Source organism: Bacillus sp. SA1-12 (genome assembly GCF_000981385.1).
Classification (GTDB): domain Bacteria; phylum Bacillota; class Bacilli; order Bacillales; family Bacillaceae; genus Metabacillus.
The window spans coordinates 12,883-29,088 of the sequence record NZ_LATZ01000007.1; the positions used below are offsets into that span (position 1 = coordinate 12,883).

Sequence of the window (16,206 nt, forward strand, 5' to 3'; positions counted from 1 at the left end):
TTCACTTCAATTTCCAAAAATAAAATTATATTTTGGAATGTCCGATACTAATGCTAAAATAATAAAAGGGTCTTACTTACATTAAAAGGATGACAATGGTATTAGTTAGTTTTCATCATAAAGGAGGATAAGCCGTGCCAAAAGTTCGCACAAAGGATCTTATTGATAAATTTAATTTTGAAGTGATTAGCGGTGAGGAAGGAATTAATCGGCCGATTGTAACGAGTGATTTGTCTCGTCCTGGGATTGAGATGGCGGGATTTTTTACATATTATCCAAAGGAACGGGTTCAGCTGCTCGGGAAAACAGAACTTTCATTTTTTCTTCAGTTGTCAGATCGGGAGCGGAAGCATCGGATGGACGAGCTCTGTACAGATGTGACGCCGGCGATTATTGTGACAAGGGAGATGGATGCTCCGCCTGAATTGATTGAGGCTTCTAATCGCGAGGGTGTCCCTGTGTTACGTTCTCCGATGAAAACGACGAGGTTATCCAGTCATTTGACGAATTTCCTTGAAACAAAGCTTGCTCCAACTACAGCGGTTCATGGCGTATTGGTTGATATTTATGGTGTCGGCGTATTAATTATTGGAAAAAGCGGTGTAGGTAAAAGTGAAACGGCTCTTGAGCTTGTTAAGCGCGGGCATCGTTTAGTGGCCGACGATTGTGTTGAAATCCGTCAAGAGGACCAGGATACTTTAGTAGGAAGTGCTCCTGAACTGATCGAGCATCTTCTAGAGATTCGCGGTCTGGGAATCATCAATGTGATGACCTTATTTGGTGCAGGTGCTGTTCGCAGCTTTAAGCGAATTACGCTTGTGGTCAATCTGGAACTTTGGGATCAAAATAAACAATATGACCGCCTTGGTCTTGAAGAAGAAAAAATGCGGATTATTGATACGGATGTAACAAAACTGACGGTTCCAGTTCGACCTGGACGAAACTTATCAGTTATTATTGAGGTAGCCGCGATGAATTACCGTCTAAAACGGATGGGGGTAAATGCTGCAGAACAGTTTACCAATAAGCTTGCGGGTGTTATTGAAGAAGGAGATCATGAGGAAGAATAAGACCTTCCTCATAAAAGGGTCAGACCCAGCCGGAAAAAAGCTGCGGGTCCCCCTGACATACATATAGAGATGGATTATATAATAGGATAGCAGGGAGTTGAAGAAATGGAAGAAAATATACAGCCTCTTGATCCCATTTTTCTTGAATTAGGTCCAATTCAGATCCATTGGTATGGACTGATTATTGGTGTGGGAGCCTTGCTTGGACTTTTGATTGCAGTCCGAGAAAGCGAGAGAAGAGGGCTTCATAAGGACACATTTGTTGATCTGGTATTATTTGCGATCCCGATTGCCATTTTAGGGGCAAGGGCATATTATGTCATTTTCCAATGGGACTATTATTCTCAAAATCCTGGGGACATTATTAAAATATGGAACGGCGGCCTTGCGATCCACGGCGGCCTCATTGCAGCGGTTCTGACCGGAGTTGTGTTTGCAAGGGTCAAAGGACTTTCATTCTGGAAGCTTGCTGATATCGCGGCGCCAAGTATTATCCTTGGTCAAGCGATTGGACGCTGGGGAAATTTTATGAACCAGGAGGCCTTTGGCGGACCGGTTTCGAGGGGATTTTTAGAAGGGCTGATGCTGCCTGATTTTATCATCAACCAAATGTATATCAATGGTGAATATCATCATCCAACCTTCTTATATGAATCATTATGGAACTTTGTTGGATTTATTGGATTGATGCTGTTAAGAAAAGCGAATTTTAGACGCGGAGAGCTGTTTTTAACCTATGTCATTTGGTACTCAATTGGCCGGTTCTTTATTGAAGGAATGCGTACAGACAGCTTGATGCTGACAGATACGCTAAGAATTGCGCAGGTTATTTCGATCGTCTTAATTGCAGTGGCGGTAGGCATCATGATCTTCCGCCGAATCAAAGGCTATTCAAAGGTGAGGTACTTAGATTCTAGTCAATAAGGCAGATTTTAAAAAATACATCAAGGAGGGTTGGCTGTGGGGAATAGCTTAAAAAAAGGATTTCAGGCTGGATTCCAGACAACCTGGACATTAGGGAAGGTTATTTTTCCAATCACAATACTTGTTAGTGTGCTGCAATACACGCCTGTCCTCGACTGGCTGGCTGTTCTTATTGCCCCGTTAATGGGCGTCTTCGGCTTGTCAGGAGAGGCAGCGATCCCTTTGGTTATTGGGAATTTCCTTAATCTTTATGCAGGGATCGGGGCGATTTTATCACTCGAATTAACCGTTAAAGAGGTTTTTATCTTAGCAGTTATGCTGTCATTTTCTCATAATTTGCTTATTGAGTCGTCTGTTGCGGCTAAGGTAGGGTTAAAAATGTGGATTATTCTGCTAGTAAGAATTGGTCTGGCATTTATTTCAGCAATAGTGGTGAACCTTGTATGGCATGGAGGCGGTGAAACGGCTCAATACGGATTTGTTGGCAATACTCAAGCGGAACCAAATGGCTGGCTCGAGATCATTCTTTTGGCGGTCCAAAAAGCTGGATTAGGCGTGATCCAACTTGCCTTAATTGTCATCCCATTGATGATTGCGATCCAATTTTTAAAGGATTTAGGGATGCTAAATGTATTTACAAAATGGATGGCACCTGTGACAAGAATGCTGGGTATGAAGGAAAACACCTCGATGACATTAGTAGCAGGGCTGACGATTGGTTTAGCCTATGGTGCCGGCGTGATGATCCAAGCGGTAAAAGAGGATAATGTCAGCTACAGAGATTTAACGTTAGCATTTATTTTCCTTGTTGCCTGCCATGCAGTTGTAGAGGATACGTTGATCTTTATCCCATTGGGCATTCCTGTTTTACCATTGCTTATTATCAGGTTATCTGTTGCCATCTTACTAACGATCACGATCGCTGCCATTTGGCGGAAGGTTGAAGCAGCACCGAGCAGAAAGGAAGCGACTTATGAAAATTAACACATTATTATTTGATTTAGATGGAACCTTAATTAACACAAATGAGCTGATTATAGAATCATTTCTTCATACATTAAACTCCTATTATCCGGGACAATATAAACGTGAGACTGTCCTCCCATTCATTGGTCCGACGCTTTATGATACATTTGGAAGCATTGATCAGGATCGGATGGAGGAAATGGTTAAGGCGTACCGAAAATTTAATCATGAGCAGCATGATTTGCTCGTAACTGAGTATGATACGGTTTTTGAAACGATCAAAACCCTTAAGGAAAATGGTTTTAAGTTAGGGATTGTGACAACAAAAATTCGTGATACCGTGAATATGGGACTAAAACTTACAAAGCTGGATCAATTTTTTGATGTTGTGGTAACACTAGATGATGTAGAAAATGCGAAGCCGCATCCAGAGCCAGTCTTAAAGGCGTTAGCACAGCTTGGCTCTTCTCCTGAGGAAGCCATCATGGTTGGTGATAACCATCATGATGTAGAGGCAGGAAAGAATGCCGGAACAAAGACAGCGGGAGTAGCTTGGAGCATTAAAGGCAGAGAGTATATCTCAAGCTATAATCCTGATTATTTATTAGAAAAAATGAGTGATATATTGCCGATCGTCGGAGTGGAATGATGTGAGAAGGACGACTAGATATCCCGTCTCAGGTGCTAATTCCTTATGGCATATCTATCAAACAGTGCCATTTTGGAAGGTTGTTCGAAACTTTATTGTCATTCAGCTTGCAAGGTATACGCCATGGTTAGCAGTGAAAAATTGGCTATACCGTACGTTTCTTCACATGAAAATCGGCAAGCAAACATCTTTTGCCTTAATGGTGATGCCAGATATTATGTTTCCAGAAAAAATTTCCGTTGGCAACAACTCGGTCATTGGCTATAATACAACGATTCTGGCACATGAGTATTTGATAAAGGAATATCGGTTAGGTGATGTCGTGATCGGCGATGAGGTCTTAATTGGCGCCAATTCCACGATTCTCCCAGGGGTCGTCATCGGCGACGGTGCGATCATATCAGCGGGAACGCTTGTACATAAAGATGTTCCAGCTGGAGCGTTTGTCGGCGGAAATCCCATGACAACCATTTACACAAAAGAGGAACTGGCAAAAAGGGAAGGTCAGGAGGCTGCTAGTGAGAACTAGTGGCCTTTTTTCTTAGTATCATTTGTTGTGAATGAGACAAATGAGTGAATGGTATAATGAATGATCTTCTTACGCCAAATCAATCTTAATTAAACGTTTGTTTAATCATCTTTTAAAAAATCTGAATAAACAAACAACTTAAAAACGGATAACAAAGGAAATAGGATCTTCTTCTTGAAAAAATATCTTCACTTTGGTAATATATTAGCATATTAGCGAAGTAAAGCATTCTGAAAATTCCCCATCTTAACGGGCAGTAATAAACCTGCCAATTAATTTTATTTTCAAAAGAAGCTGAAAGAAGATTAGGGTAAACTGCCCGTAAAGATCCGGTAAGTTTCGCTACCATTCAGTGGGAAAAACCTCCACTGAATGAAGTCTCACTTTATAAATCGAAATTCATTGACGGGGGTACAGACACATGTTTATGTTTGAAAAACCGCTTGGTATGGTTGATACATTACCAGCTTTATATGAAATAAAAAAGAAGACTCGGCAAGCGATGACAAATGTCATTGAACAATGGGGATTTCAGTTTATTGAAACACCAACACTTGAATACTATGAAACCGTTGGCGTTCAATCGGCCATTCTGGATCAGCAGCTTTTTAAATTATTAGATCAGCAAGGACATACATTGGTGCTTAGACCGGATATGACAGCACCGATTGCCCGTGTTGCAGCATCTAAATTATATAATAATCTTTATCCATTACGTTTGGCGTACTCGGCAAATGTGTTTCGCGCCCAGCAGCGTGAAGGCGGACGCCCTGCCGAGTTTGAGCAGGTCGGCGTGGAATTAATCGGGGACGGCACAACAAGCGCAGATGCAGAAGTGATTGCCTTAATGGTTGCTTCACTAAAGGAAGCCGGACTTGAGAATTTTAAAATCGCAATTGGACATATTGGCTATGCAAATGCCTTGTTTAAAGAAGTATTAGGCAATCAGGAACGTGCTGATGTGTTAAGACGCTTCTTATATGAAAAAAATTATGTCGGCTATAAAGAGCATGTAAAGGGACTGCCGCTTTCATCAATTGATAAAGAGCGCTTATTCACCTTGCTGACACTTCGCGGCGGCATTGATAAAGCGAGCGAAGCAAGAGATCTTATTTCATCTGAAGAGGGCCGTGACTCGCTTGAGGAAATCAGTCAGCTTTGGTCAACACTTGAAGCATTTAATGTGACGGATTATTTAAAGCTTGATTTAAATATTGTCAGTCATATGAGCTATTATACGGGGATTTTATTTGAGGTATATGCAGATAATGTCGGCTTCCCGATTGGAAATGGCGGCAGATATGATCATCTGTTTGAAAAATTCAATCGTGCAGCACCGGCGACAGGCTTCGGCTTAAGACTTGACCGGTTAATCGAAGCACTAAAAACAACGGAAGAGCAAAAGCTGCAATGTGTGATCTATAGTCAGGAACGCCGTGCAGAAGCGATTGCCTATGCAGCAGAGCTCCGTATGAGCAAGAAGCGGGTCGTGATGCAGGATATTAGCGGAATTAAGGATGTAGATGCTTTTACAAAGCAATTTATTGAGGTTGACTATTTTATCGGTTCAAGAAAGGAGGAGCTGTAGGTGACAAATGTATTAACCATTGCGATGCCAAAAGGGAGAATTTTTGAGGAAGCAGTCGAAATGCTTCGCAAAGCCGAATACCAGCTCCCGCCTGAATTTGACGAATCAAGAAAACTCATTATCGATGTGCTAAACGAAAACATCCGGTTTATTTTAGCAAAACCAATGGATGTTGTAACCTATGTTGAGCATGGCGTGGCTGATGTCGGAATCGCCGGCAAGGATGTTATGCTTGAAGAGGAAGGCGATGTTTATGAGGTTTTGGATTTAAACATCAGTGAATGCTATTTAGCTGTTGCCGGGCTGCCAAATGCAAAGCTTGACGATGTCGCTCCTAAAGTAGCAACAAAATATCCAAAGGTGGCGTCAAGCTATTTTCGTGAGCAAGGGGAGCAAGTCGAAATCATTAAGTTAAATGGTTCGATTGAGCTTGCTCCATTAATTGGTTTAGCGGACCGCATTGTTGATATTGTCTCAACAGGCAGAACATTAAAGGAAAACGGGTTAATTGAGCTTGAGCGGATTTGTGATATTACATCCCGCCTCATTGTCAATCCTGTCAGCTACCGTATGAAGGATGAGCAAATTGATGAGCTTGTCGAGCGGTTATCGAAAGTAATTGGGGGGTAAAGGGATGAAAATTACTCGGATTACGGATGAAAAAGTATCATTAAGACGGTCGATTGATACTGGGACGGAAGAACAGCGTAAGGTCGTGCAATTCATAATATCTGCTGTTCGCGAACAAGGAGACAAGGCGCTTTTTTCTTATACGGAAACCTTTGATAAGGTTGCCTTATCCAGCCTAAAGGTGACGGAAGATGAATTTGCAGCTGCTTATCATGAGCTTGATCAAGAATTAGTTGAGATTATCCGTGAAGCAGCTGCAAACATTCGCTCCTTTCATGAAAAGCAAAAACGGGAGTCGTGGTTCAGCTACAATGATGAAGGGACGATGCTTGGGCAAAAGATTACGCCATTGGATGCGGTTGGTGTCTATGTACCGGGCGGAACAGCTGCCTACCCTTCGTCTGTGCTCATGAATGTCATTCCGGCCCAGGTTGCAGGTGTAAAACGGATAGTCCTGGTATCACCGCCAAACCAACAAGGCACGCTGCCTGCAGGTGTACTGGTTGCGGCAAAAGAGCTGGGCATTACAGAACTCTATAAAGTAGGCGGAGCGCAGGCGATTGCAGCCCTTGCTTATGGAACAGAGACGATTGCAGCGGTTGATAAAATCATGGGCCCGGGGAACATCTATGTGGCCTTAGCAAAACGCGAGGTATTCGGAATTGTTGATATCGATATGATTGCCGGACCTAGTGAAATCGTTGTATTAAGTGATGAAACAGCGCGGGCAAATGAAATTGCAGCTGATTTATTGTCTCAAGCAGAGCATGACAAAAACTCATCAAGCATTCTTGTCACAACCTCAATGGAACAAGCAGAGGCAGTGAAAGCTGAGGTAGAAAAACAGGCAGCTGCCCTGCCGCGTAAGGAAATTGCCGAGGCGTCCATTAAAACGTTCGGACATATTTATGTTGCAGAAAATCTGGAAACGGCGATTGCGGTTGTCAATGAACTGGCACCAGAGCATCTTGAAGTGTTAACCGAAAATCCTTTCGCGATCCTGAATGACTTGAAGCACGCAGGGGCAATATTCCTTGGCCGCTATAGCTCTGAGCCTGTCGGCGATTACTTCGCAGGTCCTAACCATGTACTGCCGACAAATGGAACAGCACGCTTTTCAAGTCCGTTAAATGTTGATGATTTCGTGAAAAAATCAAGCATTATCTCATACAGTGAAAAAGCGTTTTATAACAATTATGCAAAAATCGCAAAGCTAGCGAGATTAGAGGGATTAGAAGCCCACGCCCGCGCGCTTGAGGCACGATTAAAATAAGGGGGAATCACTGATGACAAGAACGGCATCAATAGAACGAAACACGAAAGAAACGCAAATTTCCTTAGCCTTTAATGTGGACGGTACAGGACAGTCTTCACTTAAAACATCTGTCCCGTTTATGGATCATATGCTGGATCTTTTTACAAAGCACGGCCAATTTGATTTAACAGTAGAAGCAAACGGAGATATTGAAATAGATGACCACCATACAACAGAGGACATTGGCATTTGTTTAGGTCAAGCCCTTCGTGAAGCATTAGGTGATAAGCGCGGTATAAAACGCTACGGCAATGCATTTGTGCCAATGGATGAGGCGCTTGCCCAGGTTGTGGTTGATTTAAGCAACCGCCCGCATTTTGAATTAAAAGGAGATTTTCCAAGCAAGAGAGTCGGAACATTTGATACGGAAAATGTCCATGAGTTTTTATGGAAATTTGCCCTTGAAGCACGAATCAACCTCCATGTCATCATTCACTATGGACAAAACACACACCATATGATCGAGGGGATTTTTAAAGCATTGGCAAGAGCTTTAGATGAAGCGACAATGATGGATCCACGTATTGAGGGGGTTCTTCCTTCAACGAAAGGAATGTTATAAGATGATTGCCATTATCGATTATGGAATGGGAAATTTATATAGTGTCTCAAAAGCGCTGGAACGGATGAATGTTGACTATATTCTTTCACCTGACCAAGCTGAGCTTGAAAAAGCGGATGGCTATATTCTACCAGGTGTAGGCGCCTTTAAAGATGCGATGTCGATTTTAAATGAAACAGGCTTAACGGATTTTATTCAAAAAAGCGTTGCCGACGGCAAGCCGCTGTTAGGCATCTGCCTTGGGATGCAGCTGCTTTTTGAAGAAAGTGAAGAAAATGGACTTTCAGAGGGATTAGCCCTTTTACAAGGTAAGGTTGTTAGGATCCCTGAAACGGTTGGGGGAACAACCCTTAAGGTTCCGCACATGGGCTGGAATGAATTGCAGATACAAAACGACAGCCCGTTGCTTCAGGATTTGTCAGGCGGTCATGCCTATTTTGTTCACTCCTATTATGTTGACACCGAAGAGAAGGATGCGCTGTTAGCGACTGCAGACTATGGCGTCGATGTTCCCGCAGTAGTTGGGAAAGGCAATGTTTATGGCACCCAATTTCACCCTGAAAAAAGCAGTGAGCTAGGGCTGGCCATTCTGAAAAATTATATTAAGCTCGTGGAGGGAGAATGAAGATGAGTCAATTTATCATTTATCCTGCAATCGATATGCGGGGCGGCAAATGCGTACGCCTGCTTCAAGGCGACTATAACAAAGAGACGGTCTATGGCGATTCTCCTTTTGACATGGCCAAGCAATTTGATGACCAAGGTGCCAGCTGGATCCATATGGTGGATTTAGATGGAGCGAAAGAAGGAAAGCTTGTCAATCACCAGCATGTGATTGATGCGGCACAGAAGCTTTCCGCAAAGATTCAAATCGGCGGCGGCATTCGCACCGAGGAAGATGTGGAATTCTATTTATCAAATGGTGTGGATCGCGTTATTTTAGGAAGTGCAGCCATCTCCAATCCAGATTTTGTGAAAAAAATGCTCAGCAAATATGGGGAAAAGATTGCGATTGGCATTGATGCGAAGGATGGTTATGTGTCAACAGAGGGCTGGTTAAATACGTCCAATGTAAAAGCAACAGATCTTGGCAAAGAGCTTGCGAACGCTGGTGCGGAAGTGTTTATTTTTACAGATATTGCGACTGATGGCATGCTGTCAGGACCGAATGTTGAGGCGATTGTTGAAATGGCTAAGGCAACAAATAAGCAAGTGATTGCTTCTGGCGGTGTCAGCTCTTTAAAGGATTTAGAAACCCTTTCTGAATACGAACAAGCAGGTGTATCAGGTGCGATTGTCGGCAAAGCGCTCTATACAAATCAATTTAGTCTGTCTGAGGCATTGAAGGTAGGAAAACAATCGTGATTACAAAGCGCATTATTCCATGCTTAGATGTAAAAGAAGGACGAGTGGTAAAAGGGATTCAATTCCTAGGATTAAGGGATGCCGGTGACCCGGTCGAATTGGCGAAATTTTATGATGAAGAAGGCGCAGATGAGCTTGTGTTCCTTGATATCTCTGCTTCACATGAAGGACGGAAAACCATGGTTGACGTTGTTGAGCAGGTAGCTGCCCAGCTTGCCATCCCATTTACCGTCGGCGGCGGGATCAATTCTCTTGAAGACATGAAACGAATTCTTCGAGCAGGGGCAGATAAAGTATCGTTAAATACAGCTGCCTTGCTGAATCCAGATCTGATCACAGAAGGTGCCAGCTTTTTCGGTTCTCAATGTATTGTTGTAGCTATTGACGCAAAATATGATGAACAATTAGGCAGCTGGCGCGTGTACACACATGGCGGCAGAAATGCAACCGAATGGGAAGTAGTTAAGTGGGCACAGGAGGCAGTAAAACGCGGTGCCGGTGAAATCCTGTTAACAAGCATGGACAGTGACGGTGAGAAAAACGGCTTTAATCTTGCTTTAAACAAAGCTGTAAGTGAAGCAGTATCTGTTCCGGTTATTGCCTCAGGCGGCGCCGGGAATGCTGAACACTTTTTGCATGCATTCCAAGAAGGAAAAGCAGATGCAGCGTTAGCAGCGTCGATTTTCCATTATAAAGAAACATCTGTAAAGGAAGTTAAAGCTCATTTAGAAAACCAGGGGGTGAATGTACGATGATCGAATCGATTAAATTTGACCAGAACGGACTAGTTCCAGCAATCGTACAAGATGCGGCAAGCAAAGAAGTACTAACATTGGCTTATATGAATGAGGACTCGTTAAAAAAGACAATTGAAACAAAGGAAACATGGTTTTACAGCCGTTCCCGACAAGAGCTGTGGCATAAAGGCGGCACATCAGGAAACATCCAAAAGGTCGTGGAAATGAGATACGATTGCGACCAGGATGCCATCTTGATTCTTGTACAGCCAGCGGGCCCTGCCTGCCATACAGGGGCATATACATGCTTTAGCGAAACGATCGATAAACAGGAAGTCGTAGGCGTAACACAAGACCGTTTCCAAATTCTCAATACCCTGGAAAAGCTTATTGCTGAACGTGAAAACGAGCTTCCAGAAGGTTCATATACTACCTATCTATTTACCGAAGGTGTCGATAAGATTCTTAAAAAGGTAGGCGAAGAAGCAGCAGAAGTAATCATCGCTTCTAAAAATAGAGACCATGAGGAACTCAAATGGGAAGTTGCCGATTTACTGTTCCATTTGATGGTCCTATTAAGAGAGCAGAAGCTTCCGTTAGATGAAGTGTTGAAGGTGTTAGAGAAGCGGCATGTTACAAAAGAATAGAAATAGTGAGAAAAGGCTCAGGTTACATTGGGCCTTTTTTTGCGGCCATATCCTTAAATAGAGAAGGGAAACAAGATTATTTTATAGCAATGAACTTTATTGAATAAAGTGGCGCTTTTTTTCAAAGGGAGTCAAGCTAAGGGGGAGTACTATACATGCAGACTTTAGCTTGACTTATATACTACTTGTCCTGTTTGGGAAACATCGTAATCTCCCAGAGCTTGAATTTCCTCCTTTAAAGAAGCTGTACGTAAGATACCTTCTACTATTTCAATGATTTCCTGATTTTGTTGATTATTGATCATAACTAAGTCATATCTTTCGGTAATTAAAGGGATAAAATCAAGACCTACCATTTTTGCAACTTTTTCAATTCCTATTCCTACATCTGCTTTTCCGGAAACAATAGAGGACGCGACACTTAAATGACTTGTTTCTATATTTTCATACCCTAAAATCTCCGAATGTGGTATGTGATTGATTCTTAATTGTTCCTCAAGCAGTATTCTTGCTCCAGAACCTATTTCACGATTCATTAAACGAATATTCTTCTTTTTTAAATCATTCCACGTAGTGATGTGTTGCGGATTTCCTTTTTGTACCATGAAGCCTGCTTTTCGAGACACTAAATTAAGAATAGTATATTGAAAACCAATTAAAATCTTTCTAACAAAAGGAACATTATACTCTCCTGTATCACCATCAAACATATGTAAACTTACAATATCACACTCGCCTTTATACATTGACAGGAGACTGTTTAAACTTCCCTCATAAGTTCTTAATGCCTTATAATTTCCCTTCTTTTCTATATGTTTCCCCAGTATATCTAATACCATATCTTGGCCGCTTATTAATATATGTTGGTTGTTTTCTTTTTGATGTTTTTGTTTATTATTAGTAGAAGAAGGGTGTCGTCCGGCAAGATGCACTGCTTGTTTTCCGCTTATAAATGAATCTAAATCTTTTGCATTGACTCTCATTTGCCTGCCGACTTTAAATGAAGGAATTTTCCCTTTTTTTATCAAGTCATAAACAGTTAATTTAGATACTTTTAATAAGGTAGCTACTTCTTCAACGGTATATGAAATTTCATTGTTCATAATAAACCTCCTTTTGATTTATTGTAACGATAACTTCTTGATAAGAAAACAAGTATAAAACGTATGTGAAAAAATCTGACAATAATATATTATAATTAGTTATAATTAATTATATTTAGTTATATCTAATTATACTGTTTGTAGAGAGAAAGGGATATTAATGAAAAGATTATATTTTTTGATGCCCATATTCATCTTACTGCTGTTTGTAACTGCCTGTAACGCTGCTGGACAAGTAATAGAAGAAACACAAGAAAACAAACATGAGCAAACTGAAATAACCGTCTCTGCAGCAGCGAGTTTAACCGATGCTTTAAATAAAATTAAAATGGCTTTTGAAAAAGAGCATCCTAACATTGAAGTTACCTATAACTTTGGGAGTTCTGGAACACTGCAACAACAGATTATGCAGGGTGCACCAGCGGATCTATTTTTCTCAGCTGCAGAGGATAAGTTTGATGAACTAGTGAATAAAGGGTACATTGACCGAGAAAATGGGGTTGATTTAGTTGGAAATAAAATCGTTTTAGTAACCCCTAAAGAAAGTAAGAAGGGGATTGAATCATTTAGTGATTTAAATGATAAAGCGCAAAAAATAGCGATCGGGACCCCAGAAACAGTACCAGCTGGAAAATATGCAAAAGAAATGCTGGAAAACATTGATGAGTGGGAAAATGTTAAGAATAAAATGGTCTTTGCTAAGGATGTAAGGCAAGTATTGACATATGTAGAAACAGGGAATGTAGATGCAGGTATTGTGTATAATACCGATGCACTGATTTCTTCAAAAATAAATGTTCTGGCATCGGCAGAAGAAGGTACACACACACCAATTATTTATCCATTAGGTATGATTAATGAGAGTAAAAACCTAGAAGAAGCAAAAGAATTCTTTGAATATATGCAATCTGATGCAGCTTTAACCATTCTAAAGGAATATGGATTTTCAAACCTCTTAAAATGACATTTAATGATAACTTTTGGTCTCCAATTCAACTTTCTTTAGAAATTGCTTCTTTCTCACTCTTAATTGTATTAATAGTTGGTGTGCTAACTGCAAGAATATTGGCTAATAGAACCTTTAAAGGAAAATCGATGATAGATACCGTTTTGCTTTTACCATTAGTTTTACCTCCTTCAGTGGTGGGATTTTTATTAATTGTGATATTTGGTAAGCAATCATTTGTAGGTCAATGGATTGAAACTCTATTTAATCAACCTCTTATCTTTACATTTTGGGCTGCTGTCATCTCTGCGGTTGTTGTTGCTTTTCCATTAATGTATCAGTCGGCAATAACTGGATTTGAAACGATCGATAAAGAAATTGAAGATGCTTCAAGAGTTGATGGGGCTAACGAGATGAAGGTCTTTATGTTTATTTCTCTTCCGTTAGCTTCAAAAGCAATTATAACTGGAACGATTTTAAGCTTCGCAAGGGGACTTGGTGAATTCGGAGCTACTCTCATGTTTGCAGGAAATATACCTGGGGTAACCCAAACGATACCGACTGCCATCTATGTAGCTATGGACTCGGGAAATATGGCTTTAGCTTGGTCTTGGGTAGTTGTCATTTTAATCATCTCTTTTACGATGTTATTTTTAATGAATGTTATCAAAAAACGTTACTAAACAAGCAGGTGCTAATTAAAAAAGAGAGATGTATGACAGCTCTCTTTTTTAGTTTAATCTATAGATGATAAATGGGATTAGATTATCCGGATAAAACATCCTATTTAGTTCTTTTCAAAATTAATTGATTAAAGCCATAAATGAAGCAGATTGTGAAATGAGTTTTAAGTAATCGATTTAGATGGGTGTTGGTTATAATAATTGGTATGAATGTATGTTGAAGAAAAAAATATGATCCATATTGGAGTATAACAAATGAGATATGAAGAAAAGAAACCGTCAGTTGAATTAGATCCGTATATTAAATGCTTTTGGTATTTAGATAGGGAATATACTGAATACGATAACGGTGAAGTACTTTGGCCAGATGGATGCTATGAAATCCTTTTTCATTTTGGTTCCAGGTACAAAGTTCATAATCAGTCAATGGATACGTCATTTTTAATAGGGTCATTGACTCATTATCATCGTTTAACTGCGAACGGCAACATTCGTTTATTTGGTGCTCGTTTAAAACCTTGGGGATTAAAGTTTTTGCTTGATGCGGATTTAAAAGAACTTAAGGACAAATTTGTGCCTCTTAACACTCTATTTAATAAACGTAAGATTGAAACGATAGAGAACGAATTAAGGGATCTTGAATTAGAGGAAGGGATAATTCTTCTTCAAAAGTTTTTGTTGGAGTCATTCAGCCAAAGCCAACATTTGAATAAAGATTTTATTCAGGTTTTAACTGAACTGTATGAATCCCCTGTCCAACGTGACATACAAACTTTTGTTTCGATGAGTAACTATTCGCAAAGGCAATTTGAAAGAAAAGTAATAGAGTTAACAGGGCTTTCTCCAAAAAAGTTAAGCAAAGTAGCAAGGTTTAATCAAGTTCGGCTAAAAATGTTTTTTAATCCAGAAATAGATCTTTATGATTGTATGGAAGAGTTCGGTTATTATGACTATGCTCATTTTTCAAAAGACTTTAAAGAATGTATAGGTCTTACACCTAATGAATATAAAAACTGGATGCTGGAAAAAAGGAGCCGGGGACAAAATGAGCAAAAGAATGTCGTTTTTTTACAAGAAGAATAAAAACGGTTTTGCTACGATAAAAATCGAAAATATTGAAGGAGGAACATCTGATGATTACGAATATAGGAACTGTTGCAGTATATGTTGAAGATCAACAAAAAGCAAAGGAATTTTGGGTAAACAAAGCAGGCTTTGAGGTAATAGCCGACCACCCAATGGGGCCAAACGCAATATGGCTTGAAGTCGCCCCTCAAAATGCCCAATCTCGTTTAGTTATTTATCCAAAGTCCATGATGAAAGGCTTTGAAAATATGAGAGCATCCATTGTATTTGAATGTGATCATGTTTTAGAGACATATGAAAAGATGAAGGCAAATGGAATAGAATTTAAAGAAGAGCCAAAAGAAATGCAATGGGGCACTTTTGCACAATTCAGTGATGAAGACGGTAATGAATTTATTCTTAAAGGATAAACAAAAGACAGGCGAGTTCTAATAAAGGAACTGCCTGTCTTTTTAACATCATCAATTGGTTGCCGTAATTAAAAGGGAGCGGTATAAGCCATTTGAGTTTCTAAAAAGGCAGCATTTCTGCATTGTTGAAAAAGATGAGCTGGAGCAGAAATTCCTACTCATTGCTCATGAGATGCAGATAAAAGCTTAAGTCATTTTCCAAGTGTTTTTTCATTAGAATTTCAGCCTTTTCCCCGTCTCTTGACTTAATTGCTTCATAAATTTCCTCATGTTCATCAATTAGATGCGGTCGATTATAAATCACTACTGTTTTTCGAAATAGGTAAATGATTGCCTGCATCCGGTCAATGATATCAATCATCACTGGATTATTGCTGGCTTTCACAATATCATTATGAAAACTTTCATTGGCAGACATGATTTCTTCTTTATTGCCTTTTCTCCCAATTTCAACATATTCGTACAGTTTTTCAATTTCTTTATCTTTAAGAAAGTTTGCAGCACATCTAGCAGAGTATCCTTCTAACAGGATTCGGACACTAAACATGTTTCGTAAATCCTTTTCCGTTGGTTTAACTACTTTCTTTTTAACAATTAGTCCTTCATTTTCTAATTTCCGTATTGATTCTCTTACCGGTGTTCTGCTAAAGCCAAGTTCAGCAGCAATTTTTTCTTCCACTACTTTGGTTCCGCCAGAAATTTCCCCATTTAAGATTTTATCACGGAGAATTTCATAACACTGATGATACGCAGGCCGTGAGTTATTACTTTCAAGCACTAATTTTTCACCCCAGTATTCATTTCCTATTAATAACCATAGTACCAAATTATTTTTAAAAATCCTACTAGAGAAAATACAAAAAGTATACGCTTATTATAAAATGTATACAAAAATTATAAAAATGTATACAAAATTATTTTATTAGTATACAATCAAAACATAAGGATTTATGAAAGCGATTGCTTGTGAGTTTTTTCATTTTTAGGTAGATAACA

The 16,206-nt window shown here is 39.9% G+C and carries 19 protein-coding genes; 17 read left to right on the forward strand and 2 right to left on the reverse strand.

The features are described 5' to 3' along the window. The first annotated feature begins 134 nt into the window (after positions 1 to 134). The 13 genes from hprK to hisIE all read left to right on the forward strand — a co-directional run bounded on the left by hprK (position 135) and on the right by hisIE (position 10,982). Complete coding sequence (gene hprK / locus WQ54_RS06470) at positions 135 to 1,070, forward strand: HPr(Ser) kinase/phosphatase (RefSeq protein WP_046513778.1); 936 nt, start codon at positions 135 to 137, stop codon at positions 1,068 to 1,070. A gap of 105 nt (positions 1,071 to 1,175) precedes the next feature. Then, a complete protein-coding gene (gene lgt / locus WQ54_RS06475) occupies positions 1,176 to 1,994 on the forward strand; it encodes a prolipoprotein diacylglyceryl transferase (RefSeq protein WP_046513781.1) in 819 nt (272 codons plus the stop codon). Positions 1,995 to 2,030: 36 nt separating this feature from the next. Continuing rightward, the gene (locus WQ54_RS06480) at positions 2,031 to 2,978 is read left to right on the forward strand and encodes a nucleoside recognition domain-containing protein (protein ID WP_046513784.1); all 948 of its coding nucleotides are present in this window, start codon (positions 2,031 to 2,033) and stop codon (positions 2,976 to 2,978) included. Further along, positions 2,968 to 3,609, forward strand: coding sequence for a pyrophosphatase PpaX (gene ppaX, locus WQ54_RS06485; RefSeq protein WP_046513787.1), 642 nt, complete (start codon positions 2,968 to 2,970; stop codon positions 3,607 to 3,609). The genes WQ54_RS06480 and ppaX overlap by 11 nt, the downstream gene beginning before the upstream one ends. A 1-nt stretch (position 3,610) precedes the next feature. Continuing rightward, entirely contained in the window at positions 3,611 to 4,138 is a 528-nt protein-coding gene (locus WQ54_RS06490) for a DapH/DapD/GlmU-related protein (RefSeq protein ID WP_046513789.1), read from the forward strand. Between the two features lie 421 nt (positions 4,139 to 4,559). Next, a complete protein-coding gene (locus WQ54_RS06495) occupies positions 4,560 to 5,726 on the forward strand; it encodes an ATP phosphoribosyltransferase regulatory subunit (RefSeq protein ID WP_046513792.1) in 1,167 nt (388 codons plus the stop codon). Then, positions 5,727 to 6,356: an ATP phosphoribosyltransferase gene (gene hisG, locus WQ54_RS06500; protein ID WP_084821864.1), complete on the forward strand. Its 630-nt coding sequence runs from the start codon at positions 5,727 to 5,729 to the stop codon at positions 6,354 to 6,356. Between the two features lie 4 nt (positions 6,357 to 6,360). Continuing rightward, a complete protein-coding gene (gene hisD / locus WQ54_RS06505) occupies positions 6,361 to 7,629 on the forward strand; it encodes a histidinol dehydrogenase (RefSeq protein WP_046513797.1) in 1,269 nt (422 codons plus the stop codon). A 13-nt stretch (positions 7,630 to 7,642) separates the two neighbouring features. After that, complete coding sequence (hisB, locus tag WQ54_RS06510) at positions 7,643 to 8,233, forward strand: imidazoleglycerol-phosphate dehydratase HisB (RefSeq protein WP_046513800.1); 591 nt, start codon at positions 7,643 to 7,645, stop codon at positions 8,231 to 8,233. Position 8,234: 1 nt separating this feature from the next. After that, the gene (hisH, locus tag WQ54_RS06515) at positions 8,235 to 8,858 is read left to right on the forward strand and encodes an imidazole glycerol phosphate synthase subunit HisH (RefSeq protein ID WP_046513803.1); all 624 of its coding nucleotides are present in this window, start codon (positions 8,235 to 8,237) and stop codon (positions 8,856 to 8,858) included. A 2-nt stretch (positions 8,859 to 8,860) separates the two neighbouring features. After that, positions 8,861 to 9,598 carry a 1-(5-phosphoribosyl)-5-[(5-phosphoribosylamino)methylideneamino]imidazole-4-carboxamide isomerase gene (gene hisA, locus WQ54_RS06520; protein ID WP_046513807.1) on the forward strand — a complete coding sequence of 246 codons (738 nt, stop codon included), beginning with the start codon at positions 8,861 to 8,863 and terminating at the stop codon, positions 9,596 to 9,598. Continuing rightward, on the forward strand, positions 9,595 to 10,353 hold the full coding sequence (gene hisF / locus WQ54_RS06525) for an imidazole glycerol phosphate synthase subunit HisF (RefSeq protein ID WP_046513810.1): 759 nt from the start codon (positions 9,595 to 9,597) through the stop codon (positions 10,351 to 10,353). Before hisA ends, hisF begins: the two co-directional genes overlap by 4 nt. Continuing rightward, positions 10,350 to 10,982, forward strand: coding sequence for a bifunctional phosphoribosyl-AMP cyclohydrolase/phosphoribosyl-ATP diphosphatase HisIE (gene hisIE / locus WQ54_RS06530; protein WP_046513814.1), 633 nt, complete (start codon positions 10,350 to 10,352; stop codon positions 10,980 to 10,982). Before hisF ends, hisIE begins: the two co-directional genes overlap by 4 nt. Before the next feature lie 164 nt (positions 10,983 to 11,146). Here the strand turns inward: hisIE and WQ54_RS06535 are convergent, their stop codons facing one another. Further along, on the reverse strand, positions 11,147 to 12,085 hold the full coding sequence (locus WQ54_RS06535; RefSeq protein ID WP_046513817.1) for a helix-turn-helix transcriptional regulator: 939 nt from the start codon (positions 12,083 to 12,085) through the stop codon (positions 11,147 to 11,149). Between the two features lie 160 nt (positions 12,086 to 12,245). Here WQ54_RS06535 and modA point away from each other — a divergent pair, with 160 nt between their 5' ends. From modA to WQ54_RS06555, 4 genes are all read left to right on the forward strand, one after another. Then, positions 12,246 to 13,049, forward strand: coding sequence for a molybdate ABC transporter substrate-binding protein (modA, locus tag WQ54_RS06540; RefSeq protein ID WP_046513820.1), 804 nt, complete (start codon positions 12,246 to 12,248; stop codon positions 13,047 to 13,049). Beyond that, entirely contained in the window at positions 13,046 to 13,714 is a 669-nt protein-coding gene (modB, locus tag WQ54_RS06545) for a molybdate ABC transporter permease subunit (RefSeq protein ID WP_046513822.1), read from the forward strand. Before modA ends, modB begins: the two co-directional genes overlap by 4 nt. Before the next feature lie 255 nt (positions 13,715 to 13,969). Next, positions 13,970 to 14,797, forward strand: coding sequence for a helix-turn-helix domain-containing protein (locus tag WQ54_RS06550; protein ID WP_046513825.1), 828 nt, complete (start codon positions 13,970 to 13,972; stop codon positions 14,795 to 14,797). Between the two features lie 50 nt (positions 14,798 to 14,847). Then, a complete protein-coding gene (locus WQ54_RS06555; protein ID WP_046513828.1) occupies positions 14,848 to 15,210 on the forward strand; it encodes a VOC family protein in 363 nt (120 codons plus the stop codon). Between the two features lie 154 nt (positions 15,211 to 15,364). On the opposite strand, the gene WQ54_RS06560 is transcribed toward WQ54_RS06555, so the two are convergent. Next, on the reverse strand, positions 15,365 to 15,988 hold the full coding sequence (locus tag WQ54_RS06560; RefSeq protein WP_046514139.1) for a GntR family transcriptional regulator: 624 nt from the start codon (positions 15,986 to 15,988) through the stop codon (positions 15,365 to 15,367). Positions 15,989 to 16,206 lie beyond the last annotated feature (218 nt).